The 23,831-nt window shown below is 71.7% G+C and carries 25 protein-coding genes; 12 read left to right on the top strand and 13 right to left on the bottom strand.

The window, feature by feature from the left end; all coding sequences use genetic code 11:
* Positions 1-21: 21 nt before the first annotated feature.
* Positions 22-729, bottom strand: a complete 708-nt coding sequence (locus AFM16_RS24530; protein WP_078634624.1) for a PH domain-containing protein — start codon at positions 727-729, stop codon at positions 22-24.
* 147 nt (positions 730-876) lie between these two features.
* Here AFM16_RS24530 and deoC point away from each other — a divergent pair, with 147 nt between their 5' ends.
* Genes deoC through AFM16_RS24515 form a run of 3 tightly spaced genes read left to right on the top strand, consistent with a single transcriptional unit; the run spans position 877 to position 4,167 of the window.
* Positions 877-1,836, top strand: a complete 960-nt coding sequence (deoC, locus tag AFM16_RS24525) for a deoxyribose-phosphate aldolase (protein WP_030783389.1) — start codon at positions 877-879, stop codon at positions 1,834-1,836.
* Positions 1,837-1,841: 5 nt separating this feature from the next.
* Positions 1,842-3,278, top strand: coding sequence for an aldehyde dehydrogenase family protein (locus AFM16_RS24520; protein ID WP_030783386.1), 1,437 nt, complete (start codon positions 1,842-1,844; stop codon positions 3,276-3,278).
* On the top strand, positions 3,271-4,167 hold the full coding sequence (locus AFM16_RS24515) for an aldehyde dehydrogenase family protein (protein WP_030783382.1): 897 nt from the start codon (positions 3,271-3,273) through the stop codon (positions 4,165-4,167). Before AFM16_RS24520 ends, AFM16_RS24515 begins: the two co-directional genes overlap by 8 nt.
* An 83-nt stretch (positions 4,168-4,250) precedes the next feature.
* Here AFM16_RS24515 and AFM16_RS24510 read toward each other — a convergent pair whose 3' ends face one another.
* Positions 4,251-4,628, bottom strand: a complete 378-nt coding sequence (locus AFM16_RS24510; RefSeq protein WP_030783379.1) for a hypothetical protein — start codon at positions 4,626-4,628, stop codon at positions 4,251-4,253.
* Between the two features lie 56 nt (positions 4,629-4,684).
* On the opposite strand from AFM16_RS24510, the gene AFM16_RS24505 reads away from it, so the two are divergent.
* Positions 4,685-5,404 (top strand): uridine kinase family protein, encoded by a 720-nt coding sequence (locus AFM16_RS24505; protein ID WP_078634623.1) that lies wholly within the window; start codon positions 4,685-4,687, stop codon positions 5,402-5,404.
* A gap of 240 nt (positions 5,405-5,644) precedes the next feature.
* Here the strand turns inward: AFM16_RS24505 and AFM16_RS24500 are convergent, their stop codons facing one another.
* Positions 5,645-6,382, bottom strand: coding sequence for a SigE family RNA polymerase sigma factor (locus AFM16_RS24500; RefSeq protein ID WP_030783373.1), 738 nt, complete (start codon positions 6,380-6,382; stop codon positions 5,645-5,647).
* Positions 6,383-6,669: 287 nt separating this feature from the next.
* Between AFM16_RS24500 and afsQ1 the strand changes: the two genes are divergently transcribed.
* The 5 genes from afsQ1 to AFM16_RS24475 all read left to right on the top strand — a co-directional run bounded on the left by afsQ1 (position 6,670) and on the right by AFM16_RS24475 (position 10,802).
* The gene (afsQ1, locus tag AFM16_RS24495) at positions 6,670-7,347 is read left to right on the top strand and encodes a two-component system response regulator AfsQ1 (RefSeq protein WP_175522268.1); all 678 of its coding nucleotides are present in this window, start codon (positions 6,670-6,672) and stop codon (positions 7,345-7,347) included.
* Positions 7,344-8,957: an ATP-binding protein gene (locus tag AFM16_RS24490; protein WP_078634622.1), complete on the top strand. Its 1,614-nt coding sequence runs from the start codon at positions 7,344-7,346 to the stop codon at positions 8,955-8,957. The genes afsQ1 and AFM16_RS24490 overlap by 4 nt, the downstream gene beginning before the upstream one ends.
* Positions 8,954-9,559, top strand: coding sequence for a hypothetical protein (locus AFM16_RS24485; RefSeq protein WP_078634621.1), 606 nt, complete (start codon positions 8,954-8,956; stop codon positions 9,557-9,559). Before AFM16_RS24490 ends, AFM16_RS24485 begins: the two co-directional genes overlap by 4 nt.
* 393 nt (positions 9,560-9,952) lie before the next feature.
* Positions 9,953-10,504 carry a VanZ family protein gene (locus tag AFM16_RS24480; protein WP_078634620.1) on the top strand — a complete coding sequence of 184 codons (552 nt, stop codon included), beginning with the start codon at positions 9,953-9,955 and terminating at the stop codon, positions 10,502-10,504.
* A 94-nt stretch (positions 10,505-10,598) separates the two neighbouring features.
* Positions 10,599-10,802: a PspC domain-containing protein gene (locus AFM16_RS24475; RefSeq protein ID WP_030783360.1), complete on the top strand. Its 204-nt coding sequence runs from the start codon at positions 10,599-10,601 to the stop codon at positions 10,800-10,802.
* A gap of 78 nt (positions 10,803-10,880) precedes the next feature.
* Here the strand turns inward: AFM16_RS24475 and AFM16_RS24470 are convergent, their stop codons facing one another.
* Both AFM16_RS24470 and AFM16_RS24465 read right to left on the bottom strand, forming a co-directional pair.
* On the bottom strand, positions 10,881-11,246 hold the full coding sequence (locus AFM16_RS24470; RefSeq protein ID WP_030783358.1) for a hypothetical protein: 366 nt from the start codon (positions 11,244-11,246) through the stop codon (positions 10,881-10,883).
* A gap of 137 nt (positions 11,247-11,383) precedes the next feature.
* A complete protein-coding gene (locus tag AFM16_RS24465) occupies positions 11,384-12,547 on the bottom strand; it encodes an adenosine deaminase (protein ID WP_030783356.1) in 1,164 nt (387 codons plus the stop codon).
* A gap of 113 nt (positions 12,548-12,660) precedes the next feature.
* Between AFM16_RS24465 and AFM16_RS24460 the strand changes: the two genes are divergently transcribed.
* On the top strand, positions 12,661-13,422 hold the full coding sequence (locus AFM16_RS24460) for a prolyl oligopeptidase family serine peptidase (RefSeq protein ID WP_030783353.1): 762 nt from the start codon (positions 12,661-12,663) through the stop codon (positions 13,420-13,422).
* A 6-nt stretch (positions 13,423-13,428) separates the two neighbouring features.
* On the opposite strand, the gene AFM16_RS24455 is transcribed toward AFM16_RS24460, so the two are convergent.
* Complete coding sequence (locus AFM16_RS24455; protein WP_030783350.1) at positions 13,429-14,382, bottom strand: LysR family transcriptional regulator; 954 nt, start codon at positions 14,380-14,382, stop codon at positions 13,429-13,431.
* 63 nt (positions 14,383-14,445) lie between these two features.
* Between AFM16_RS24455 and AFM16_RS24450 the strand changes: the two genes are divergently transcribed.
* Positions 14,446-15,714, top strand: a complete 1,269-nt coding sequence (locus tag AFM16_RS24450) for an MFS transporter (protein ID WP_078634619.1) — start codon at positions 14,446-14,448, stop codon at positions 15,712-15,714.
* Between the two features lie 151 nt (positions 15,715-15,865).
* Positions 15,866-16,891, top strand: coding sequence for a sigma-70 family RNA polymerase sigma factor (locus tag AFM16_RS24445; RefSeq protein ID WP_078634618.1), 1,026 nt, complete (start codon positions 15,866-15,868; stop codon positions 16,889-16,891).
* Here AFM16_RS24445 and AFM16_RS24440 read toward each other — a convergent pair.
* From AFM16_RS24440 to AFM16_RS24410, 7 genes are all read right to left on the bottom strand, one after another.
* The gene (locus AFM16_RS24440) at positions 16,775-17,119 is read right to left on the bottom strand and encodes an STAS domain-containing protein (protein WP_245177789.1); all 345 of its coding nucleotides are present in this window, start codon (positions 17,117-17,119) and stop codon (positions 16,775-16,777) included. The two genes, AFM16_RS24445 and AFM16_RS24440, sit on opposite strands and share 117 nt — an antisense overlap.
* 57 nt (positions 17,120-17,176) lie before the next feature.
* Entirely contained in the window at positions 17,177-17,761 is a 585-nt protein-coding gene (locus tag AFM16_RS24435) for a Uma2 family endonuclease (RefSeq protein WP_078634617.1), read from the bottom strand.
* 95 nt (positions 17,762-17,856) lie between these two features.
* Complete coding sequence (locus AFM16_RS24430; protein ID WP_078634616.1) at positions 17,857-19,140, bottom strand: thymidine phosphorylase; 1,284 nt, start codon at positions 19,138-19,140, stop codon at positions 17,857-17,859.
* A gap of 105 nt (positions 19,141-19,245) precedes the next feature.
* Complete coding sequence (locus tag AFM16_RS24425) at positions 19,246-19,647, bottom strand: cytidine deaminase (RefSeq protein ID WP_030783333.1); 402 nt, start codon at positions 19,645-19,647, stop codon at positions 19,246-19,248.
* Complete coding sequence (locus tag AFM16_RS24420) at positions 19,644-20,906, bottom strand: ABC transporter permease (RefSeq protein ID WP_078634615.1); 1,263 nt, start codon at positions 20,904-20,906, stop codon at positions 19,644-19,646. Before AFM16_RS24420 ends, AFM16_RS24425 begins: the two co-directional genes overlap by 4 nt.
* A complete protein-coding gene (locus AFM16_RS24415) occupies positions 20,906-22,021 on the bottom strand; it encodes an ABC transporter permease (protein WP_030783327.1) in 1,116 nt (371 codons plus the stop codon). Before AFM16_RS24415 ends, AFM16_RS24420 begins: the two co-directional genes overlap by 1 nt.
* Complete coding sequence (locus AFM16_RS24410) at positions 22,018-23,688, bottom strand: ABC transporter ATP-binding protein (RefSeq protein WP_078634614.1); 1,671 nt, start codon at positions 23,686-23,688, stop codon at positions 22,018-22,020. The genes AFM16_RS24415 and AFM16_RS24410 overlap by 4 nt, the downstream gene beginning before the upstream one ends.
* Between the last annotated feature and the right edge of the window lie 143 nt (positions 23,689-23,831).

Below are 23,831 nucleotides of genomic sequence, written 5' to 3'. Positions count from 1 at the left end.
GGAACGGGTGATCCACAACCCTCACCCCACGATCAGCAGAATCCCGAGCACCACCGCACCCGCGATCGCCGGCCCCACGATCTCCCAGGCCCAGCGCACGGTCACCTCGCCCTGCGCGGTCTCCTCCTTCTCGCGGGACTCCCACAGGGCGCGTACCTCGTCCATGACCTTGTCGGTCTCGGCGCGTGCCGGGCCGCCGTCCGCGGCGCTCGCGCCGGCCCCGCCGAAGCCACCGAACCCGCCGAAGCCACCGCGGCTCCGCCCCCCGCCCCGGCCCTCCCGTTGCGCCGCCTGCTGGGCGCGGGCCCGGGCCTCCTGGCGGTTCGCCTTCTTGCGGGCGCGCAGGGAGACCGGGATCGCCCAGAGCTGGTACTTGGTGCCGTCCTTGGCGACCACCTCGTTGGAGTAACCGGAGCGCAGTCCGGCGATCTCGCCCCAGGGCAGCAAGATCACCCGGAACGGGTTGCGCACCCGCAGCCGGTTCTCGCCCGCGTACACGGCGGGCCGCACGGTGAAGGCGACGACCAGCGGCACCAGCAGGATCAGCATGGCGAGCGCCAGCCACGGGGTGCGGCCGTGGCCGGACACGATCGCGTCGATGCCGAGCCAGCCGATGAGGCCGAGCAGCAGCACACCGCCGACGATGCCCGCGGGCGACCGGTAGATACGGTCGCTGGTCGGGGTGGCCGGGGGCTGCGGCGCGGGTGACTGGTCTTCCGGGGTCGTCATGGCCCCGATTCTGCCCGACGCCCTCCCGCCGCTCATCCGGGCTCCCCTGTCAGAGGAGGCACCTGGGAGGAACCCCGAGCGGAACCCTGGGAGGAACCCCGAGGGCTGTACACCCGCTACGCGCGTAGATATGCTCGTCTGGTGACCATGCCCACCAATGCACCCACCGCAGCTCACGCCCTCACGGACGTCACCACGTCCGCCAGCGCGCTGCGCCGCTTCCTCCACGGGCTGCCCGGCGTCGACGCGGTCGGCCTGGAGGCACGCGCCGCGTCGCTCGGCACCCGTTCCATCAAGACGACCGCGAAGGCGTACGCCATCGACCTCGCCATCTCGATGGTCGACCTGACGACGCTGGAAGGCGCGGACACCCCGGGCAAGGTCCGGGCGCTCGGCGCGAAGGCGGTCCTCCCCGACCCGACGGACCGGACGGCCCCCGCCACGGCCGCCGTCTGCGTCTACCCCGACATGGTGGCCGTGGCCAAGCAGGCAGTCGCCGGCTCCACCGTGAAGGTCGCCTCCGTCGCCACCGCCTTCCCGGCCGGCCGTGCCGCCCTCCCCGTCAAGCTGGCGGACGTGCGCGACGCGGTCGCGGCGGGCGCCGACGAGATCGACATGGTCATCGACCGCGGGGCGTTCCTCGCGGGCGACTACCTGAAGGTGTACGACGAGATCGTCGCCGTGAAGGAGGTCGCGGGCGCGGCCCGGCTGAAGGTCATCTTCGAGACCGGCGAGCTGTCGACGTACGACAACATCCGGCGCGCGAGCTGGCTCGGCATGCTCGCGGGCGCCGACTTCATCAAGACGTCGACCGGCAAGGTGGCCGTCAACGCCACCCCGGCCAACACCCTCCTCATGCTGGAGGCCGTGCGCGACTTCCGCGCCCAGACCGGTGTGCAGGTCGGCGTGAAGCCCGCCGGCGGCATCCGTACCAGCAAGGACGCGATCAAGTTCCTGGTGCTGGTCAACGAGACCGCGGGCGAGGACTGGCTGGACAACCACTGGTTCCGCTTCGGCGCCTCCTCGCTCCTGAACGATCTGCTGATGCAGCGTCAGAAGCTGGCCACCGGCCGCTACTCCGGCCCCGACTACGTGACGGTGGACTGATCATCATGGCATCCGCATTCGAGTACGCACCGGCACCCGAGTCCCGCTCGGTCGTCGACATCGCCCCCTCCTACGGCCTGTTCATCGACGGCGAGTTCACCGAGGCCGCCGACGGCAAGGTCTTCAAGACGGTCTCGCCGTCCACCGAGGAGGTCCTCTCCGAGATCGCCCAGGCGGGCGAGGCGGACGTCGACCGCGCGGTGAAGGCCGCCCGCAAGGCGTTCGAGAAGTGGTCCGCGCTGCCCGGCTCCGAGCGCGCGAAGTACCTGTTCCGCATCGCCCGGATCATCCAGGAACGCAGCCGCGAACTCGCCGTTCTCGAAACCCTCGACAACGGCAAGCCGATCAAGGAGACCCGCGACGCGGACCTCCCGCTGGTCGCCGCGCACTTCTTCTACTACGCGGGCTGGGCCGACAAGCTCGGCCACGCCGGCTTCGGCGCGGACCCCCGCCCGCTCGGCGTCGCGGGCCAGGTCATCCCCTGGAACTTCCCGCTGCTGATGCTGGCGTGGAAGATCGCCCCGGCCCTGGCCACCGGCAACACGGTCGTGCTGAAGCCGGCCGAGACGACCCCGCTGTCCGCGCTGTTCTTCGCGGACGTCTGCCGCCAGGCGGGCCTGCCCCGCGGTGTCGTCAACATCCTTCCCGGCTACGGCGACGCGGGCGCCGCGCTGGTCGCGCACCCGGACGTGAACAAGGTGGCCTTCACCGGCTCCACGGCCGTCGGCAAGGAGATCGCGCGCACGGTCGCGGGCTCGCACAAGAAGCTCACGCTCGAACTGGGCGGCAAGGGCGCCAACATCGTCTTCGACGACGCCCCGATCGACCAGGCCGTCGAGGGCATCGTCAACGGCATCTTCTTCAACCAGGGCCAGGTCTGCTGCGCCGGCAGCCGTCTCCTCGTGCAGGAGTCGGTCCAGGAGGAGCTGCTGGACTCGCTCAAGCGCAGGCTCTCCACCCTGCGGCTGGGCGACCCGCTGGACAAGAACACGGACATCGGCGCGATCAACTCCGAGGAGCAGCTCTCCCGGATCACCTCGCTCGTCGAGCGGGGCGAGGCCGAGGGTGCCGAGCGCTGGTCCCCGGCCTGCGAACTGCCGGAGGCGGGCTACTGGTTCGCGCCGACGCTGTTCACGAACGTCACGCAGGCCCACACCGTCGCCCGGGACGAGATCTTCGGCCCGGTCCTGTCGGTCCTCACCTTCCGCACCCCGGACGAGGCCGTCGCCAAGGCCAACAACACGCCGTACGGCCTGTCGGCGGGCATCTGGACGGAGAAGGGCTCCCGCATCCTGGCGGTGGCGAACAAGCTCCGGGCCGGTGTCGTCTGGTCCAACACGTTCAACAAGTTCGACCCGACCTCGCCGTTCGGCGGATACAAGGAGTCGGGCTTCGGCCGCGAGGGCGGCCGCCACGGCCTGGAGGCGTACCTCGATGTCTGACCGCACCAACGAGCGTCTGAGCGTCTTCAAGACCTACAAGCTGTACGTCGGCGGGAAGTTCCCGCGTTCCGAGAGCGGCCGGGTGTACGAAGTGACGGACCCGAAGGGCAAGTGGCTGGCCAACGCCCCGCAGTCGAGCCGTAAGGACGCCCGGGACGCGGTCGTCGCGGCCCGCAAGGCGTTCGGCGGCTGGTCCGGGGCCACCGCCTACAACCGGGGCCAGGTCCTCTACCGCGTCGCCGAGATGCTGGAGGGCCGCCGGGACCAGTTCACGCGCGAAGTGGCCGACGCCGAGGGCCTGTCGAAGTCGAAGGCGGCCGCGGTGGTCGACGCGACGATCGACCGCTGGGTCTGGTACGCGGGCTGGACGGACAAGATCGCCCAGGTGGTGGGCGGCGGAAACCCGGTCGCGGGCCCGTACTTCAACCTGTCCTCCCCCGAGCCGACCGGCGTGGTCGCCGTCCTGGCGCCGCAGGAGTCGTCCTTCCTGGGCCTGGTCAGCGTGGTCGCCCCGGTGATCGCCACCGGCAACACGGCGGTCGTGATCGCCAGCGAGAAGGCCCCGCTGCCCGCCCTCTCCCTGGGCGAGGTGCTCGCCACCTCCGACGTCCCCGGCGGTGTCGTCAACGTCCTGTCCGGCCGTACGGCGGAGATCGCGGCGCCGCTCGCCTCCCATCAGGACGTCAACGCGATCGACCTCGCGGGCGCCGACGAGGTGCTGGCGAAGGAGCTGGAGATCGCGGCGGCCGACAACCTCAAGCGCGTTCTCCGTCCACAGCCTGTGGATTACGCGCTGACCCCGGGCACCGACCGCCTGACGGCCTTCCTGGAGACCAAGACGGTCTGGCACCCCACGGGTTCCCTGGGCGCGTCCGGCTCGGCCTACTAGCCGCCGGCACCGCCCCGGCACGAACGAGCCGCGCCGCCCCTCCGTCCGGGGGCGGCGCGGCTTCCTGTGCGTGAAGGGGGGGGTCAGCCGAGCACCTTGGCCACGTCCCCCACCAGCGGGACCGTCCCGACCGACTGCGCCTGCGCGACCGGCCCGGTGAGCGCCTGGGACGTCAGCGGCTGGAAGTCGGCGAGCTGGGTGCCGACGCCGTTGTCGAGGGGGTCGACGCCGGTGCCCGCGAGGGGGTTGGGCTTGAGGGCGGAGACGGCGCCGGTGACGTACGGCAGCGCGCCGAGGGTTCCCTGGACCCCGGAGGCCGCGTCGAGGGAGCCGACGGGGACGGGCGCGTCGACGGCCGCCGAGGCCGCCCCGGCCCCGACGCCCAGCGCCACCCCGGCGGTCGCGAGGGCGGCGAGCGCACGCCGGCCGGTGAGGTTCTTCGGGGATGCGTGTCGGGCCATCGATGCCACCTTCTGCTGCGCAAGGTAATCCGGTCGACACGAAGGGTAGTTGAGGTGTGACGCGCGCTTCAAAGCCGACCCGCGGGGTCGTGAGGGGCCCGGCGGATGCCGCACACTGGTGTCCCGTGACCTCCCTGCCGCCCATACCCACGCGAGTCGTGCTGCTCTGCGGCCCTTCCGGCTCCGGCAAGTCCCTCCTCGCCGCCCGCTCCGGCCTCCCCGTGCTGCGGCTCGACGACTTCTACAAGGAGGGTGACGACCCGACGCTGCCGCTGGTCGCCGGGAGCACCGACATCGACTGGGACCACCCGGACTCCTGGGACGCGGAGACGGCCGTCGCCGCGATCGTCGAGCTGTGCGGCACGGGCCGTACGGACATCCCCGTGTACGACCTCTCGCTGAGCGCGCGGACCGGCACGGAGGCGGTCGAGTTCGGGGCGGTCCCGCTGTTCATCGCGGAGGGCATCTTCGCGGCGGAGATCGTCGCACGCTGCCGTGAACTGGGCGTGCTGGCGGACGCGCTGTGTCTGAGCCGGGGTCCGGTGACGACGTTCCGCCGCCGTTTCCTGCGCGATCTGCGCGAGGGCCGCAAGTCGGTGCCGTTCCTGGTACGCCGCGGCTGGCGGCTGATGCGCGCCGAGCGGTCCATCGTGGCCCGGCAGACCGCGCTCGGCGCGTACGCCTGCGACCGGGACGAGGCGCTGGACCGGCTGGCGGCCGCGGCGGGCGACCCCGCGCTGGGCAGCGCCGAACCGGCGGCCAGGACCGCGGCGTAGAACGGCGTACACACGAGAGCGGGACTGGACGGACCCCCCGGCCCTCCAGTCCCGCGTCCCCCGTGCCCCCCCCAGTGCTCCCCGGATCCCCCCGGATCCGAGGACGGTGCTTCCCCTAGTGGTGCGGTACCGCTCCCCCACGTCCCCCGTCGGGTCCCCCCGGTACCGCTCCCCCGTTACCCCCCGTGTCCCCCGTTCACCGGCTTCCCTGAGCGAAGCCGGGTCCCTCCCCCGTGACCCTCAGGCGACAAGCTCCCCGAAGGCGTCCTCCTCGTCACGGCCGAAGCTGAGGACCTCGTCCTCGCGCAGCCGGCGGAGCGACCGCCAGATGCTGGACTTCACCGTGCCGACACTGATGTCGAGGATCTCCGCGATCTCCGGGTCGGTGCGGCCCTCGTAGTAGCGCAGGACCAGCATCGTCCGCTGGAGTTCGGGCAGCCGGGCCAGCGCCTGCCACAGGACCGCGCGCAGTTCGGTGCCGCGCATCGCGTCCGTGTCGCCGGCCGTCTCCGGCAGCTCCTCGGTCGGGTACTCGTTCAGCTTGCGGCGGCGCCACGCGCTGATGTGCAGATTGGTCATCGTCCGGCGGAGGTATCCGCCGACCGCGGCCTTGTCACTGATCCGCTCCCAGGCCCGGTACGTCGAGAACAGCGCGCTCTGGAGCAGGTCCTCGGCCTCGAAGCGGTCGCCGGTGAGGTGGTAGGCGGTGGCGTACAGGGAGGCGCGGCGCTCCTGGACGTAGGCGGTGAACTCCGCCTCGGTCAGCGAACGACGCTCCCCCGTGTCCTCCCTGTACGCGGCTCCCCCGTGAGCCGCCGTCTCCCCCGATTCGACGACCGTCATGAACCCGGTGTGCTGACGCCCGGTGTTGCGAGCGCACCCCCGCCCGCTCACAACACCGGACTTCTCTGAACCCCGGTGGACGTCGTGCAGGCGCGTGATCACTGCGCTGGTGTTCAGGCCGTGCAGCTTGTTCATCTCGCGCCCCCCGTCGTGGACTTACCGGTGTTCGGTCTGTGCTTCGGCCCGGCGTTCGTCGTGCTGCCTTGCCTGTGCCGAAAAGCTTGCCCACGCCAGTTCATGGCGGTGTCCGCCGACTGTCACAGACCTGTCACAGGGGCCTGTCACCGTCACACCGCGGTCGTCGCACAGACGTCGCCGGCGGGGTCCGCGGTTCTCCCCGAACACCCCTGCGAACGGGGTCCCGCGCAAGACCGGCGCCCCACGGGTCGAACGACAGCCCCCTCATGGGCCAGAATGAGCCCGTGCCTTCCCTGTTGCTGATCGAGGACGACGACGCCATCCGTACGGCCCTGGAGCTCTCACTGACGCGCCAGGGGCACCGTGTGGCGACCGCTGCGAGCGGTGAGGACGGTCTGAAGCTCCTGCGCGAGCAACGACCGGACCTGATCGTTCTGGATGTGATGCTGCCCGGAATCGACGGCTTCGAGGTGTGCCGGCGCATCCGGCGCACCGACCAGTTGCCGATCATCCTGCTGACCGCGCGGAGCGACGACATCGACGTCGTGGTCGGACTGGAGTCCGGCGCCGACGACTACGTCGTCAAACCCGTCCAGGGGCGGGTCCTCGACGCGCGGATCCGGGCCGTGCTGCGGCGCGGCGAGCGCGAGTCGACCGACGCGGCGACCTTCGGCAGCCTGGTCATCGACCGTGCGGCGATGACCGTCACGAAGAACGGCGAGGACCTCCAGCTCACCCCGACCGAACTGCGGCTGCTGCTCGAACTGAGCCGGCGGCCCGGTCAGGCGCTCTCCCGGCAGCAGTTGCTGCGGCTGGTGTGGGAGCACGACTACCTGGGCGACTCCCGGCTGGTGGACGCCTGTGTCCAGCGGCTGCGCGCCAAGGTCGAGGACGTGCCGTCGTCCCCCACGCTGATCCGCACCGTGCGCGGCGTCGGTTACCGCCTGGACGCCCCTCAGTGACCGAACGGCACGGGGGGCTCCGCGGCTGGACCGCGGGACGCAAGGGGAAGCTGTCACGGCTGCGTTTCACCAGCCTGCGACTGCGGCTGGTGATGGTCTTCGGGGCCGTGGCGCTGACCGCGGCGGTGTCCGCCTCGGGCATCGCCTACTGGCTCAACCGCGAGGCCGTGCTCACCCGTACCCAGGGCGCGGTGCTGCGCGACTTCGAGCAGGAGATGCAGAACCGGGCGGGATCGCTGCCCGAGCATCCCTCGCAGGACGAACTGCTGCACACCGCCGGGCAGATGGCCAACAGCAGCCAGCGCTTCAGTGTGCTGCTGGTCGGCGCGGATGTCACCGGCCGCACGGTGTACGGCAGTTCGGGCGGGCTGAACGGCTTCTCGCTGGAGGACGTGCCCGCCTCGCTGCGCACCGCGGTGAACAAACAGCAGGACGGCGGCGACAGTTCGCCGTACCACCTGTACTGGCAGCGCGTCGTGGACGACGGGACGCCGTATCTGGTGGCCGGGACGAAGGTGATCGGGGGCGGGCCGACCGGGTACATGCGCAAGTCGCTGGAGCCGGAGGCCAAGGACCTCAACTCGCTGGCCTGGTCGCTGGGGATCGCCACCGGGCTCGCGCTGATCGGCGCCGCGCTGCTCGCGCAGGCCGCCGCCACCACCGTACTGAAGCCGGTGCACCGGCTCGGGGTCGCGGCGCGGCGGCTGGGCGAGGGGCGGCTCGACACCCGGCTGCGGGTCTCGGGGACGGACGAACTCGCCGATCTGTCACGGACGTTCAACCGGACGGCGGAGGCGCTGGAGAAGCGGGTCGCCGACATGGCGAGCCGGGACGACGCGTCCCGGCGGTTCGTCGCCGACATGTCGCACGAGCTGCGCACCCCGCTGACCGCCATCACCGCCGTCACGGAGGTGCTGGAGGAGGAACTGGACGCCGAGTCGGGCAGCATCGACCCGATGATCGAGCCGGCCGTGCGGCTGGTGGTCAGCGAGACACGGCGGCTCAACAACCTCGTCGAGAACCTGATGGAGGTGACCCGCTTCGACGCGGGCACGGCGCGGCTGGTCCTGGACGACGTCGACGTGGCCGACCAGATCACCGCCTGCATCGACGCGCGCGCCTGGCTGGACGCGGTGGACCTGGACGCCGAGCGCGGCATCCACGCCCAGCTCGACCCGCGCCGGCTGGACGTGATCATGGCCAACCTGATCGGCAACGCGCTCAAGCACGGCGGTTCGCCGGTGCGGGTGTCGGTGACGGCGGCGCGCGACGAGGTCGTCATCGCGGTGCGCGACCACGGGCCCGGCATCCCGGAGGAGGTGCTGCCGCACGTCTTCGACCGGTTCTACAAGGCGAGCGCCTCCCGGCCGCGCTCCGAGGGCAGCGGTCTCGGCCTGTCCATCGCGCTGGAGAACGCCCATATCCACGGCGGCGAGATCACGGCCGCCAACTCCCCCGAGGGCGGGGCGGTGTTCACCCTGCGGCTGCCCCAGGACGCCTCCGATCCGGACGATCCGGACGAGGCAGTCGATCCAGTCGATCCAGGGGATCCGGGTGAACCCGGTGAGAAGGCCGCGCGGTCCGTGCCGGACGAGGAGAAGGCTCGATGAGGGTACGGGGACTGCTCGCGCTGCCGCTGCTGGCGGCGCTGCTGACCGGCTGCGGGATACGGGCGACCGAGGTGCCCACCGACTTCGGGCCCGCGCCCTCCCGGGTGCGCTGCTCGCTCGCCGAGCCGGACATCACCACCCAGGCCGCGCCCGGGGTGCCGGTGCAGGTGTTCCTGCTGTGCGGCTCGTCGCTGGTGGCCGTCGACCGGGCGGTCCGGGTGACGGCCGGTCCCGCGGACGCGGAGCGGCGCGCGCTGGTGGCACAGGGCCTGCTGGACCAGCTCGCCGAGTCGCCGACGGCCGCCGAGAAGGAGGCCGGGTACACCACGGACGTGCGCGGCGGCATGACGGTGGACGGCCCCGGCCCCGGCGACCCGGACGACGCGCTGCGGCTGAGCACCCCGCCGAACAGCCTGACCTCGTACGCGCTCGCCCAGGTGGTGTGCACGTTCTCCGACTCGGCGGCGGCCGAGGGCGACGGCTCGGTGATCCTCGGCGGCCCCGGCGCGGACCCGCTACGCCGCTACGAGTGCACGGACGAGGTCCGCTCCCGCCCGGGCAGCGCGGAACCCCCGTCCTCCGAGGTCACGAACGACGCCTGACCGTCACGGCCGAGCCCACTCATAGAGGAGCACCGAACCGCCCCGGCGAACCGGCGGAGGCCGCGTCACCCCGAAGCACCAGTGCGAGCCGCCTCGCCGCGCACGCGAGCGAGGGCGGCCGCGCCCCGCGCACGGACGACAACCGAACCGCCCCCGTCAGACCGGCGAAGGCCGCCTCCCCCTGCGCACACATCCCGAAGCGTCGGCGGAGGCCGCTTTTCCGCGCACGCGGATGAGGCCGGCCGCACCCCCCGGGCACAGGTGCGCCTGCGGCACCGTCCGGTGCACGGGCCGGGCACCGGTCCGCGTCGGGCGCCCTTGGGGCGGCGGATTCGTCCCGATGTTCCGTGGGTCGTCGGAACCGAAGGTGCCGAGGGGTGCGTCTTGGGGGGCGTGCAGCGTCAAGGCTCCATCGGCGGCAGCGCCGCGATCCGTCTCCGCGCGACCGGGATTCTCCTCCTGGCCGCCCACCTCGCGTTCGTCGCCTGGTGCACGCTGCGCCCGCTCGACGTGCCCTGGGTCAGACCCAGCAATCTGCACCCCTTCGACGGGATCCGCGCCGATCTCCGGCTCGGCGGGCCCGAGGCGGCCCGGCGGATCGGTGAGGGGCTGGCGCTGCTGGCCCCGCTGGGTGTGCTGCTGCCGCTGGCCCACGGCCGGCTCCGGGTGTCGCCGTGGGCGTCCCTGCTCCGTACCGTCGCGGCGGGCGCCCTGATGTCGCTGGCCATCGAGCTGCTCCAGACCGGCGTGCCGGGGCGGGTCGTGGACGTGGACTCGCTGCTGCTGAACACCCTGGGCGTGGCGCTGGCGCACGCCGCGGTGGTGCCGGCGGCCCGGACCTGGCTGCGCCGCAGGAACGAGCGGCACGGGCGGGCGGCGGTCCGTACGGAGGAGGGGGCTCAGGGTCGGACCCCGAGGATTCCCAGGGTCGGGATCGCCCCCTAGAGCGACGCTTCCTCCCCTTTGTCTCCGTAGGGTCGAAGACAGAGACGGGGCAGCCGGAAGGGCCGCCTCGCACCGACGCCCGAGGGAGCCGCAGATGTCCAGCCTCGCCCGCCCCACCCAGGGCCGCATGATCGGCGGAGTGTGTGCCGCGCTGGCCCGGCGCTTCGGCACCTCCGACACCACGATGCGCGTGATCTTCCTGCTCTCCTGCCTGCTGCCGGGCCCGCAGTTCCTGCTCTACATAGCGCTGTGGGTCCTGCTGCCCTCGGAGGGGAAGGCGCGCACGACGGCCTGGTGACATCCGTCCGTCCGTACGCCGCGGGGCGCCCTCCGTCGACCTGGAGGGCGCCCCGTCGGCGTGTGCTGCGGGTGGGGGTCAGCCCAGCGGGATGCCGTTCAGGGGCAGGCCGTGGGTGGGCAGGCCCTGGCCGACCGGGAGGCCGCCGAGGAGACCCGCGACGGGCTGCGTGGGGCCGTGGGCGAGCGCCTGCTCGGCGGCCGGCTGCACGGCGGCGACGCCCGTCGCGAGCGCGGGCTGGGCCTGCTCCAGCTTGGCCTGCCCCAGCACCTTGCCGGCGCCCGGCAGCAGCTTGCCGACGTTCTCGACGGGCTGGGTGACCGGGCCCAGGGCCTGCGTGGCGTCGGGGAGCGCCGGGGCGGCGTTCGCGGCGCCCGCGCCGGCGGCGGCGAAGGCGGCACCGAGGGCGGCGACGCCGAGGGTCTTGGCAGCAGACTGCTTCATGATGAGTGCGTCCTCGAATGGGATACGGGAACCGAGCGGTCCACGACCGTAATCACGGGAAGGGGGACGCCGCAAACATCGAAATGCGGACGGATGGTGAACGTCCGTCCGCATTCCACGCCGGGAAAAAGCCCAGATCAGTCGCCTGCAACCACAGAACCGCTGGTGGAGGCGGTCTGCTGGAACAGCCATTCGGACTTCAGCTCGGCATATCCGGGCTTGATCACGTCATTGATCATGGCGAGTCGTTCATCGAAAGGAATGAATGCTGACTTCATAGCATTGACCGAGAACCATTGCATGTCGTCGAGCGTGTAACCGAACGCGTCGACAAGGTGCTCGAATTCGCGGCTCATGCTGGTGCCGGACATCAGCCGGTTGTCGGTGTTGACCGTGGCCCGGAAGTGCAGCCGGCGCAGCAGACCGATCGGGTGCTCGGCGTAGGAGGCGGCCGCGCCGGTCTGGAGGTTGGAGGAGGGGCACAGCTCCAGCGGGATGCGCTTGTCGCGGACGTAGGAGGCGAGCCGGCCGAGCGTGACCGAGCCGTCCTGCGCGACCTCGATGTCGTCGATGATGCGCACCCCGTGCCCGAGCCGGTCGGCGCCGCACCACTGGAGGGCCTGCCAGATGGACGGCAGACCGAACGCCTCGCCGGCGTGGATGGTGAAGTGGTTGTTCTCCCGCTTCAGATACTCGAAGGCGTCGAGGTGCCGGGTGGGCGGGAAGCCCGCCTCCGCGCCCGCGATGTCGAAGCCGACGACCCCGAGGTCCCGGTAGCGGTTGGCGAGTTCGGCGATCTCCAGGGCGCGGGCGGCGTGCCGCATGGCGGTGAGCAGGGCGCCGACGCGGATCCGGTGGCCGTTGGCGCGAGCCGTGCGTTCCCCTTCGCGGAAGCCCTCGTTGACGGCCTCGACGACCTCTTCGAGGGTGAGCCCGCCTTCGAGGTGCTGCTCGGGGGCGTAGCGCACCTCGGCGTAGACGACTCCGTCCTCGGCGAGGTCCTCGGCGCACTCGCGGGCGACCCGGACGAGCGCCTCGCGGGTCTGCATCACGCCGACGGTGTGCGAGAAGGTCTCCAAGTAACGTTCCAGGGAACCGGAGTCCGCGGCCTCGCGGAACCAGATGCCGAGCTTGTCGGGGTCGGTCTCGGGGAGCCGGGAGTACCCGGAGTCCCGGGCGAGGTCGACGATCGTGCCGGGGCGCAGCCCGCCGTCGAGATGGTCGTGCAGCAGAACCTTGGGCGCCCGCCGGATCTGGTCCGCGCTCGGGGTGTGGCCCGTCTGGATGCTCTGGCTCGTCATTTCCGCACCCTAACTCCTACGCGCGTAGATCGCGCGGTGAACCACACCGTCGATACGTAACGGTGACCGCACGGACGGGTGGAGTACACCACTGCTTCTGACACTGTTCTGTCATGGCACAGCAAGCGACTCCGGCCCGAACGGCCCGGCTGGGGAAGGCACTCGGCCCCGAGCCGACGACGGTGAGCGGAGCGGTCCTGCTGCTCCCCGGCGGCGAGGAGGTCTCCGACCGCAGACCGTCCCCGCTGTGGGCGACGGCGTCCGTCCGCGCCCTGGGGCGCTCCCTGGCCCGGGCGGGACAGCGGGAGGGTCTGGCCGTCCACGTCGTGCACTACCGCTACCGCGGCTGGAACGGCGGCGAGGCCCATCTCGCGGCGGACGCGGCCTGGGCGGTGGACGAGATCGTACGGCGGTACGGGGACGTGCCGGTGTGCCTGGCCGGGGTCGGCATGGGCGGCCGGGCCGCGCTGCGCGCCGCGGGCGGGGAGGCCGTCAACTCCGTGCTGGCGCTGGCCCCCTGGCTGCCCGCGGAGGACGTGGCCGCGGCGCCCGAGCCGGTCAGGCAGTTGGTGGGGCGGCGCGTGATGATCGTGCACGGCACCAACGACGAACGCTGCGACCCGGAGCTGTCGTTCCGGCTGGCGACCCGGGCGAAGAAGGCCAACCGGGACGTGTGCCGGTTCGAAGTGCACGCCGACGGACACGGGCTGCACCAGTACCGCGACGAAGTCCACGCCCTCGCCGCCGACTTCGTCCTCGGGGTGCTGTTCGGGCAGTCCTTCGCGCGGCCGGTCGAGGACGCGCTGGCGGCCCCGCCGCCGCTGGGGCTGCGGATGCCGCTGGCGGTGGGGTTCGGCAAGTCCCTGCACCACTGAGGCGGTTCAGGTCGGCAGCAGGCTGCCCCGCCGGGAGAGCAGGAACTTCTTGAAGGCCGCCACCGGCGGGGTGTCGGGACGGCCGTCCAGCCAGGCCACGCCGATCTCGCGGACCGCGCGCGGCGCCGTGACCGTCAGCTCCACCACTCCGGGGCGGGCGACGGCCGGGGGCGGCAGCAGGGCCACCCCCAGACCGGCCGCCACCAGGCCCCGCAGGGTCTCCGCCTCCTCGCCCTCGAAGGCGACCCGGGGCCGGAAGCCGGCCTCCGCGCAGAGGTCGTCGGTGATCCGGCGCAGGCCGTAGCCGGGTTCGAGGGTCACGAAGGTCTCCTCGGCGGCCTCGGCGAGCCGGACCCGGCGGCGGGCGGCGAGCCGGTGGTCGGCGGGCACGACCAGACGCAGCTTCTGCTCGTCGAGACGGCGGGCGACCAGGTCGGGGGCGTCGGGCACCGGGGAAGTCAGACAGAGGTCGAGTTCCCCCGCGCGCAGCCCTTCGAGCATCGCCTCGCCGTAGTTCTGGACGAGGCTGAAGCGGACCCGGGGGTGGTCGGCGCGGAAGGCGTGGATCAGGCCGGGCACGGTCTCGGCGCCCATGGTGTGCAGGAACCCGAAGGCGACCTTGCCGGTGGCCGCGTCGGCGTCGGCGCGGACCTCGTCGGCGGCCCGCCCGATCTCGGCGAGGGCCCGTTCGACATGGGTGAGGAAGGTGCGCCCGGCCGGGGTGAGGGAGACCGTGCGGCCGCGGCGGGCGAACAGGTCGACGCCCAGGTCCTGTTCGAGGCGGACCATCGCCCGGGAGAGCGTCGACTGCGGGACCCGCATGTCGCGCGCGGCGCGGGTGACGTGCTCGGTGCGGGCGACGCCGGCGAAGTACGCGAGCCGGGGCGCCAGCGACAGCACCATGTCTTCTGTGTCACCGGACGGTGACGGACGCTCCTGTGACCTCTGCTGATGCACCATGGGAACGATTATGGCCAGTCCATGCATTGGACGGATGAGCGGGAGCGTCCGTAGGTTCGAGGCATGTCTCCCGCCAGTACCGGGGCGTCCGCCGTCGTGGACGCCGCCCCGTCCGTGTCCCCGCCCGACTCCCGTATGGCCCCCGGTGGCCCCGGCTACCGCCGGATGAGCCTCGCGCTCTTCCTCGCCGGGGTGGCGACCTTCGCCCTGCTGTACTCCACCCAGGCGCTGCTGCCGCTGATCTCCGGCGACTTCGGGGTGGCGGCGGGCGAGGCGAGCTGGACCGTGGCGGCGGCGACCGGCGGACTGGCCCTGTTCGTGCTGCCGATGAGCGCCCTCTCCGAGCGCTACGGCCGCCGTACGGTGATGACGGCCTCGCTGGCGGTCGCGGTGACCGTGGGCGTGCTGGTCCCGCTCGCGCCCTCCCTTGGCGCGCTGGTGGTGCTGCGGGCGGTGCAGGGCGCGGCGCTGGCCGGACTGCCGGCCTCGGCGACCGCCTACCTCGCCGAGGAGGTGCGGCCCCGGGCGCTGGTCACGGCGATCGGGCTGTTCGTGGCGGGCAACAGCGTGGGCGGGATGAGCGGCCGGGTCATCACCGGCTGGGTCGCGCAGGAATGGGGCTGGCGGGCCGCCGTCGCGGCGATCGGGGTGCTCGCGGTGGGCTGCGCCGTCGCGTTCCGGCTGCTGCTCCCGGCACCGCGGCACTTCACGCCGGGGTACCTGCGCCCCGGTGACCTGGTCCGCACGGTCCGCGGCCATCTGTCCGACCCGCTGCTGCGCCGCCTGTACGCGATCGGCGCGCTGTTCATGACCGTCTTCGGCGGGGTGTACACGGTCATCGGCTACCGGCTGACGGAGGCGCCGTTCTCGCTCCCCCAGGGTGTCGTCGGCTCGGTCTTCCTGGTGTACCTGGTCGGCACGGTGTCGGCGTCCACGGCGGGCCGGCTGGTCGGCCGCCTCGGCAGGCGCGGATCGCTCTACCTGGCGGGCGGGACGACCGCGGCGGGCCTGCTGCTCTCCCTGGCCGGCTCCCTCGCCCTGGTGCTGCTCGGCCTGGTGCTGATCACGGCGGGCTTCTTCGCGGGGCACGCGGTGGCGTCGTCGGCGGTCGGCAGGACGGCCACGACGGGCCGGGCGCAGGCCGCCGCGCTGTACCAGTCGGCGTACTACATCGGCTCCAGCGCCGGTTCGACGGTCGGCGCGCTCGCCTTCCACACGGGCGGCTGGGCCGGCACGGTCGGCGTGGGCCTCCTGGCGGTGCTCGGGGTCGTGGCGATCACCCTCCTGGGCACGCGGGCGGCCCGCCGCGAGGCGGTCGTCGCGACGGCCTGACCGCGTTCCCCCGATCTCCCTGACACACCCCGTCCGACCTGGGCCTTCGTCGGCTCGGCGGGCCATTGTCAGTGGGCTGCGGTAGCTTCCGAAGTGCTGGGCGCGAAGACGCGCGACAGAGCGGAACGGCCACAGGGGCGGGTGGACGACGATGAGTGACGGCACGGCCGGTACGGCGACGGTGGAGGACCTCGACGTCAGGCTGGAGAGACACCGGGTCGAGCTGACGGGGTACTGCTACCGGATGCTCGGCTCGTCCTTCGAGGCCGAGGACGCGGTGCAGGACACCCTGGTGCGGGCCTGGCGCAGCTTCGACAAGTTCGAGGGCCGCTCCAGTCTGCGCTCGTGGCTGTACCGGATCGCGACGAACGTCTGCCTGGACATGCTGACGGCCGGCAACAAGCGGGCGCGTCCGATGGACCTGACCGAGGCCACGCCGCTGGCCCGGGCCGCCCTGTCCCCCCGCCCCGACCACACCTGGCTGGAACCCATGCCGGACACCCGTGTACTGCCCACGGTCCAGGACCCGGCGGAGGCCGCGGTCGCCAAGGAGTCGGTGCGGCTGGCGTTCATGGCCGCGCTCCAGAAGCTGCCGCCGAAGCAGCGGGCGGTGCTGATCCTGCGGGAGGTGCTGGCCTGGAAGGCGAGCGAGGTCGCCGAACTGCTCGACACCTCGGTCGCCTCGGTCAACAGCGCGTTGCAGCGGGCGCGGGCGACGCTCGCCGAGCGGGCGGAGGCGGGCGCGGACGCGGCGGTGTCCGACCCGCTGGACGAGGAGCAGCAGAAGCTGCTGGAGCGCTATGTGGCGGCCTTCGAGGGCTACGACATGGCGGCCCTGACGGCGCTGCTCCACGAGGACGCCATCATGACGATGCCGCCGTTCGACCTGTGGCTGACCGGGCACGACGACATCACGGGCTTCATGACGACGATCGGCGCGGCCTGCGAGGGCTCCCGTCTGCTGCCGGTGGAGGTCAACGGCCTGCCGGGGTTCGCCCAGTACAAGCCCGACCCGGAGAAGGGCGGGTTCACGCCCTGGGCCGTGCAGATCCTGGAGATCTCAGACGGCCGCCTCACCGGGTTCCACTTCTACCTCGACACCCAGCGCTGGTTCCCCCTCTTCGACCTCCCCCTCCACCTCGACGGGGATACCGACGAGGTCGAGCAGGGCGCGTAGCGCGGGATCGGGGCCGCGCAGCAGAATCCGTCCCCCGGCCCGCCGGGCGGCGAGCTGAAGCCGGGCCAGCAGATCCACGACGGCCAGCCCCGGCGGCCCCACCCCGCCCACATCGCAGACGACGACCCCGGCGGCCCCCACCAGCCCCCGCACCTCATCGACAAGCCCCGCCACCCGGTCACGGGCGACGGGGCCGGCCAGCACGAGCACGGGCGGTATCGGTGTCATGGGCTCCACGTCAGGTAGACCGCGCCACCCCGCCCAACTCATCGGACCTGCGCGCGGCTAGTCCGCCGGGAACTCGGCGGTGTCGATCGTGACGTCGAAGGGAGCGGGCAGCGCGAGGGGCTCGCCGAACTTCGCGACGCTGAGCGGGCGGTAGACATCGCCCTGCGGCTCCCCGAAGAGGGTCGCGGTGGGGCCCTCCGGCGACCAGCGGTCGACGAGGATGCAGAGCGGGATGCCCGCGGAGGCGTAGGCGGCGGGCTTGGCGACGCGGTCGTGGCGGGCGTTCTTCATCGAGGTCACCTCGACGACGAGTTCCGCGACCCCGGCCGGTACGTAGTTCTCCGCTTCCGGGTTGACCGGTCGCGGGGCCACTACCAGGTCAGGAATGAGCAGACCAAGACGCGACGGGACCGCAATGGCCAACGTCTGGAAGATCCCCCAGTCATCAGGGATCACGGAGTAAAGGCGGCGCTGAATGCGTTCCGCAATGTCGTTGTGACGGCATGAGGGAGCAGGTGACACGGTGACGACCCCTTCAATGATCTCCACCTTGCTGCCCTCGGGCCGTTCCATCTCCTCCCAGAACCGGACCAGGTCGTCCCAGCTCTGCTCGGGGTCGTGGCCCACGGTGAGTGCGCTCATGGCGGTCTCCTATCGGTGCGTCACCGATCCCAGCATGCCGAACGGGACCGGTGCAGGTCCACCGATCCCGTTCACCCGGAGGGGGAAACCGCAGGTCAGGCGATACGTTCCAGCACGACCGGGGACTGCGTGAAGGCCGTGCCGGGGGCCGCGATGTCGTAGGAGCCGTCGATGGCCGTGAGGGCGTAGGCGAAGCGGTCCGGGGTGTCGGTGTGGAGGGTGAGGAGGGGCTGGCCCTCGGTGACCGTGTCGCCGGGCTTGGCGTGCAGTTCGATGCCCGCGCCGGCCTGCACCGGGTCCTCCTTGCGGGCGCGGCCCGCGCCGAGGCGCCAGGCGGCGATGCCGATGTCGTAGGCGTCCAGACGGGTCAGGACACCGGAGGCGGGGGCCTTCACCACGTGCTGCTCGCGGGCCACCGGGAGGGCCGCGTCCGGGTCGCCGCCCTGGGCCGCGATCATGCGGCGCCAGACGTCCATCGCCGAGCCGTCGGCCAGGGCCTTCGCCGGGTCGGCGTCCTTCACACCGGCCGCGTCGAGCATCTCGCGTGCGAGGGCGATCGTCAGCTCCACGACGTCGGCCGGGCCGCCGCCCGCCAGGACCTCCACCGACTCGCGGACCTCCAGCGCGTTGCCCGCGGTGAGGCCGAGCGGGGTGGACATGTCGGTGAGCAGGGCGACCGTCTTCACACCGTGGTCGGTGCCGAGGCCGACCATGGTGGAGGCCAGCTCGCGGGCGTCCTCGATCGTCTTCATGAAGGCGCCGGTGCCGACCTTGACGTCCAGGACGAGCGAGCCGGTGCCCTCGGCGATCTTCTTCGACATGATCGAGGAGGCGATCAGCGGGATCGCCTCGACCGTGCCGGTGACGTCGCGCAGGGCGTACAGCTTCTTGTCGGCGGGGGCCAGGCCGTCGCCCGCCGCGCAGATCACGGCGCCGGTGGTGTCGAGGACGTGCAGCATCTCCTCGTTGGAGAGCAGGGCGCGCCAGCCCGGGATCGACTCCAGCTTGTCCAGCGTGCCGCCGGTGTGGCCGAGGCCGCGGCCGGAGAGCTGCGGGACGGCCGCGCCGCAGGCCGCCACGAGGGGAGCCAGGGGCAGCGTGATCTTGTCGCCGACGCCGCCGGTGGAGTGCTTGTCGGCGGTCGGACGGGACAGGGACGAGAAGTCCATGCGCTCGCCGGAGGCGATCATCGCGGCCGTCCAGCGGGCGATCTCGCCGCGGTTCATGCCGTTGAGCAGGATCGCCATGTTGAGGGCGGCCATCTGATAGTCGGCGACCTCGCCGCGGGTGTAGGCGTCGATGACCCAGTCGATCTGTTCGTCGCTCAGCTCACCCCGGTCCCTCTTGGTGCGGATGACGGAGACGGCGTCCATGGCCATGGCTTTCCTTCCCAGTGGTTCCAGAAGACGGTGCGAAAAAGACGTAAGCGGAAAACGTGCGGCCCCTCCGGGCCGTCAGGAGCGCCGGAGGGGCCGCACGGGGGCTCATCCGAGGTGGCCTGGACCGAACGCCTGGGGCAGCATCTCCGCGAGCGGCAGGATCCCCGCCGGGGTCTCCAGAAGCAGCTCGGGGCCACCGAACTCGTACAGGAGCTGTCGGCAGCGGCCGCACGGGACGAGGATCTCGCCCCGGCCGTCCACGCACGTGAAGTGCGTGAGCCGGCCGCCGCCGGTGTTCTGCAGCTCCGAGACGAGACCGCACTCGGCGCACAGCCCCAGCCCGTAGGAGGCGTTCTCGACATTGCAGCCGGAGACGATCCGGCCGTCGTCGACGAGCGCCGCCACGCCGACCGGGAAACCGGAGTACGGGGCGTACGCCCGGGACATGGCGTCCTGGGCCACCGCGCGCAGCTTCTCCCAGTCGACCGGCGTGGCGGCGGGGGTCACTTGCCCTGCCCCTTCCGATAGGGCAGACCGTCCGCCTTGGGCATGCGCAGCCGTTGGGCGGAGAGGGACAGGACCAGCAGGGTCACCACGTACGGGGTGGCGGTGACGACCTGGTTGGGGACCTCGTCCGTGCTGACGTACCAGATGAACATCAGGGCGGAGATGGCCGCGGTGATCGCGGCGGAGATGTACTGCTTCTTCCACGCCAGGTAGACCACGCCGGCCACCAGCAGGATCGCGAGCAGCAGGATCAGCGCGTGCACATTGGTGGCACCGCCGCGCAGGTTGAGGCTGTCGGTGTAGCCGAACAGACCCGCGCCGAGGGCGAGGCCGCCCGGCATCCAGTTGCCGAAGATCATCGCGGCGAGACCGATGTAGCCGCGGCCAGCGGTCTGGCCGTCCAGGTAGACGTTCGAGGCCACGATGGACAGGAACGCGCCGCCGAGACCGGCGAAGCCGCCGGAGATGATCACGGCGATGTACTTGTACTTGTAGACGTTCACGCCGAGGGACTCGGCCGCGACCGGGTTCTCGCCGCAGGAGCGCAGCCGCAGTCCGAAGGAGGTGCGCCACAGCACGTACCAGGTGGCCGGGACCAGGGCGACGGCGACGACGGTGAGCGGCGACAGGTTGGTGATCAGACCGCCGACCAGGCCGGCGAGGTCGGAGATCAGGAACCAGTGCTTGCCGTTGAGGGTCTGGAGCCAGTCGGACAGGCCCGGGACGTCGAAGGTGCCCAGCGACTCGATCGGCGGGGACTGCTTGGAGGAGCCCTGGGGGGCGTCCTCGAAGGTGAACTTCGACAGGTAGCGGGTGACGCCCAGCGCCAGGATGTTCAGCGCCACACCGGAGACGATGTGGTTGACCTTGAAGGTGACGGTGGCGACGGCGTGCAGCAGACCGCCGAGGGCGCCGCCGACGATGCCGAAGGCGACACCGGTCCAGGGGCCCCACTGGTAGCCGGCCCAGGCACCGAACCAGGTGCCGAGGATCATCATGCCCTCGAGGCCGATGTTGACGACGCCCGCCCGCTCGGCCCACAGACCGCCGAGACCGGCGAGGCCGATCGGCACGGCGGCGCGCAGCGCGGTGGACATCTGGCCGGTGGACGTGATGCCGTCCGCGCCGGTGATCAGCCGGACGACCGAGGTCAGGATCAGCACGCCCGAGATGACCAGCAGGAGGACGGGCAGCGACATCCGGCGGCCGCCCTTGCGGGGCTGCTTGCCCTTCGGCTTCGCGATGGTCGCGGTGCTCATCAGACCGCCACCTCCTTCTTGGTGTTCGCGGCGGCGGCGAGTTCCTCACCGACGCGCTTCTGCTGGCGGCGCAGACCCCAGGTGCGGACGACCTCGTAGGAGATGACGACCGCGAAGACGATCAGCCCCTGCATGATCATCGCGATCTCCTTCTCGTACGGCTCGGGAGTCGCGTAGTCGAGGGCGGGGGACGCCTTGTCGAGGAAGGCCCACAGGAGGGCGGCGAGCGCGATGCCGCCGGGGTTGTTGCGGCCGAGCAGGGCGATGCCGATGGCGGTGAAGCCGACGCCCGTGGGGAAGCTCAGGCTGTAGGTGTGGGCGTCGCCGAGGAGCAGCGGGAGTCCGGCGAGGCCGGAGACGCCGCCGGAGACGATCATCACGGTGAGGACCATGCGCTTGGCGTCGACGCCGGAGGCGGCGGCGGCCGACTCGGACTCGCCGGTGGCGCGCAGGTCGAAGCCGAAGCGGGTGCGGTTGAGGACGAGCCAGTAGACGATGCCGAGGGCGACGGCGAGGAAGACCAGGCCGTAGATCTCGCCGACGTCGGGGCCGAGGTCGATGCCGGGGACCCAGCCGGACTCGTTCATGATGCCGGTCGTCTTGTTGTCGCCGACCAGCTCGCCGAAGACCTCGGGGAGGGTGAGGTAGGCGATGAGGCTGGTGGCGATGGCGTTCAGCATGATCGTGGCGACGACCTCGCTGACACCCCGGGTGACCTTGAGGACGCCCGCGACACCGGCCCAGATGCCGCCGGTGAGGACGGCGACCAGCAGCAGCATCGGGACCTGGAGGAAGGCCGGCAGGTCGACATGGGCGCCGACCACGGCGGTCATCATCGCGGCCAGCCGGTACTGGCCGTCGACGCCGATGTTGAAGAGGTTCATGCGGAAGCCGAGGGCGACCGCGAGGGCGGCGATGTAGTAGAGCGACGCCTGGTTGACGATCAGGACCTGGACGTCGGAGTAGCCGATCTGCTCCAGCATGAGCGAGTACGGCTCGATCGGGCTCTTGCCGGAGGCGATCAGCACGACCGAGGTCAGCAGGATCGCCGCGACGAGCGCCATGACCGGGCCGGCCACGGCGAGGAGCACGCGCTCCTTGTCGAACTTCTTCATCGGGCCTCGTCCTCCGGACCGGCAGCTTCCTCGGTGGTGTCCGCGGTGTCCTGGTGCTCCAGGTGACCGGCCGCGGCGCCGGTCATGGCCGAACCCAGCTCCTCCGGGGTGATGGTGGCGGGGTCGGCGTCCGCGACCAGCCTGCCGTTGTAGATCACCCGGAGGGTGTCCGACAGGCCGATCAGCTCGTCCAGGTCGGCGGAGATCAGCAGGACGGCGAGGCCCTCGCGGCGGGCTTCGCGGATGCGGTCCCAGATCTGGGCCTGCGCGCCGACGTCCACACCGCGGGTGGGGTGGGCGGCGATCAGGAACTTCGGGTTGTGGCTCATCTCGCGGCCGACGATCAGCTTCTGCTGGTTGCCGCCGGACAGGGAGGCGGCCGTGACGTCGATGCCGGGGGTGCGGACGTCGAACTCCTCGACGATCCGGCGGGTGTCGTCCTGGGCGCCCTTGGGGTTCAGCCAGAAGCCCTTGGCGTTGGGGGCCTCGGTGACATGGCCGAGGATGCGGTTCTCCCAGAGCGGGGCCTCCAGGAGCAGGCCCTGGCGGTGGCGGTCCTCGGGGATGTAGCCGACGCCGGACTCACGGCGCTTGCGGGTGGACCAGGGGGTGATGTCCTCGCCGAGGAAGGCGATGGTGCCGGAGTCGGCGTTCTTGGTGCCGATCAGCGCGTCGATCAGCTCGGTCTGGCCGTTGCCCTCGACACCGGCGATGCCCATGACCTCACCGGCGTGGATGGTGAAGCTGACGTCGTCCAGGACCCGCTTGACCTCGCCGCCCTCGGGGGCGAGCGTGATGCCGCCGGTGGGCTCGGCCTCGGTGCCCAGGGAGGCGCCGCCGCTGGCGAAGACGGTGAGACCGGCGACCGTGAGGACGGCCTGGTCGGTGACCGTGGACTCGGCGGTCTCCGGGGTGGGCAGCTCGCTGCCGACCATCATCTCGGCGAGCTGGCGCGGCGTGGTCTTGGACGGGACGGCCGTGCCGACGGTCGTGCCGCGCCGGATGACGGTGATGTCGTCGGCGACGGAGAGGACCTCGCCCAGCTTGTGGGAGATGAAGATGACGGACAGGCCCTCGGACTTCAGCTCGCGCAGGTTGGCGAAGAGCGCGTCGACCTCCTGCGGCACGAGCACCGCGGTCGGCTCGTCCAGGATCAGGGTGCGGGCGCCGCGGAAGAGGACCTTGAGGATCTCCACGCGCTGGCGGTCGGCGACCCCGAGGTCCTCGACCAGGGCGTCGGGGCGGACGCCGAGCCCGTAGCGGTCCGAGATCTCCCTGATCTTCTTGCGGGCGGTGCCGCCGATGCCGTACAGCTTCTCGCTGCCCAGCACGACGTTCTCCAGGACGGTCAGGTTGTCGGCCAGCATGAAGTGCTGGTGGACCATGCCGATGCCGCGGGCGATGGCGTCGGCGGGGCTGGAGAAGGTGACCTGCTCGCCGTCGACCGCGATGGTGCCCTCGTCCGGCTTCTGCATGCCGTAGAGGATCTTCATCAGGGTCGACTTGCCGGCCCCGTTCTCACCGACCAGGGCGTGCACCGTCCCTTTTCGGACAGCGAGGTGGATGTCGTGGTTGGCGACGACACCGGGGAAGCGCTTGGTGATCCCCGCCAGCTCTACCGCGATCGTCGACGGTGCGGTGAGCGGAGGGCTGCTGGACGCGTCGATGGCGCACTCTCCTTGGGAAAGGGGCCGCTCTACGCGCGTAGCGCCCCTGCTTTAAATAGTGCCCGGACCTGATCGATCGTTTTCAAGTCTCGATCCGTTCCGAGCATTCTGCCGCGCGAACGGGGCACGAGTCGCGATGGTGC

It is taken from the genome of Streptomyces antibioticus, assembly GCF_002019855.1.
Classification (GTDB): domain Bacteria; phylum Actinomycetota; class Actinomycetes; order Streptomycetales; family Streptomycetaceae; genus Streptomyces; species Streptomyces antibioticus_B.
Note: the sequence above shows the minus strand (reverse complement) of the source record. Positions and strands in the feature narration are given on the sequence as shown.

Excerpts from the sequence above, each read along its gene's own strand:
- AFM16_RS24530 (WP_078634624.1), bottom strand. The coding sequence starts at position 729 with ATGACGACCCCGGAAGACCAGTCACCCGCGCCGCAGCCCCCGGCCACC.
- deoC (WP_030783389.1), top strand. The coding sequence starts at position 877 with ATGCCCACCAATGCACCCACCGCAGCTCACGCCCTCACGGACGTCACC.
- AFM16_RS24520 (WP_030783386.1), top strand. The coding sequence starts at position 1,842 with ATGGCATCCGCATTCGAGTACGCACCGGCACCCGAGTCCCGCTCGGTC.
- AFM16_RS24515 (WP_030783382.1), top strand. The coding sequence starts at position 3,271 with ATGTCTGACCGCACCAACGAGCGTCTGAGCGTCTTCAAGACCTACAAG.
- AFM16_RS24510 (WP_030783379.1), bottom strand. The coding sequence starts at position 4,628 with ATGGCCCGACACGCATCCCCGAAGAACCTCACCGGCCGGCGTGCGCTC.
- AFM16_RS24500 (WP_030783373.1), bottom strand. The coding sequence starts at position 6,382 with ATGAACAAGCTGCACGGCCTGAACACCAGCGCAGTGATCACGCGCCTG.
- AFM16_RS24485 (WP_078634621.1), top strand. The coding sequence starts at position 8,954 with ATGAGGGTACGGGGACTGCTCGCGCTGCCGCTGCTGGCGGCGCTGCTG.
- AFM16_RS24475 (WP_030783360.1), top strand. The coding sequence starts at position 10,599 with ATGTCCAGCCTCGCCCGCCCCACCCAGGGCCGCATGATCGGCGGAGTG.
- AFM16_RS24470 (WP_030783358.1), bottom strand. The coding sequence starts at position 11,246 with ATGAAGCAGTCTGCTGCCAAGACCCTCGGCGTCGCCGCCCTCGGTGCC.
- AFM16_RS24465 (WP_030783356.1), bottom strand. The coding sequence starts at position 12,547 with ATGACGAGCCAGAGCATCCAGACGGGCCACACCCCGAGCGCGGACCAG.
- AFM16_RS24460 (WP_030783353.1), top strand. The coding sequence starts at position 12,661 with ATGGCACAGCAAGCGACTCCGGCCCGAACGGCCCGGCTGGGGAAGGCA.
- AFM16_RS24455 (WP_030783350.1), bottom strand. The coding sequence starts at position 14,382 with ATGGTGCATCAGCAGAGGTCACAGGAGCGTCCGTCACCGTCCGGTGAC.
- AFM16_RS24450 (WP_078634619.1), top strand. The coding sequence starts at position 14,446 with ATGTCTCCCGCCAGTACCGGGGCGTCCGCCGTCGTGGACGCCGCCCCG.
- AFM16_RS24445 (WP_078634618.1), top strand. The coding sequence starts at position 15,866 with ATGAGTGACGGCACGGCCGGTACGGCGACGGTGGAGGACCTCGACGTC.
- AFM16_RS24440 (WP_245177789.1), bottom strand. The coding sequence starts at position 17,119 with ATGACACCGATACCGCCCGTGCTCGTGCTGGCCGGCCCCGTCGCCCGT.
- AFM16_RS24435 (WP_078634617.1), bottom strand. The coding sequence starts at position 17,761 with ATGAGCGCACTCACCGTGGGCCACGACCCCGAGCAGAGCTGGGACGAC.
- AFM16_RS24430 (WP_078634616.1), bottom strand. The coding sequence starts at position 19,140 with ATGGCCATGGACGCCGTCTCCGTCATCCGCACCAAGAGGGACCGGGGT.
- AFM16_RS24420 (WP_078634615.1), bottom strand. The coding sequence starts at position 20,906 with ATGAGCACCGCGACCATCGCGAAGCCGAAGGGCAAGCAGCCCCGCAAG.
- AFM16_RS24415 (WP_030783327.1), bottom strand. The coding sequence starts at position 22,021 with ATGAAGAAGTTCGACAAGGAGCGCGTGCTCCTCGCCGTGGCCGGCCCG.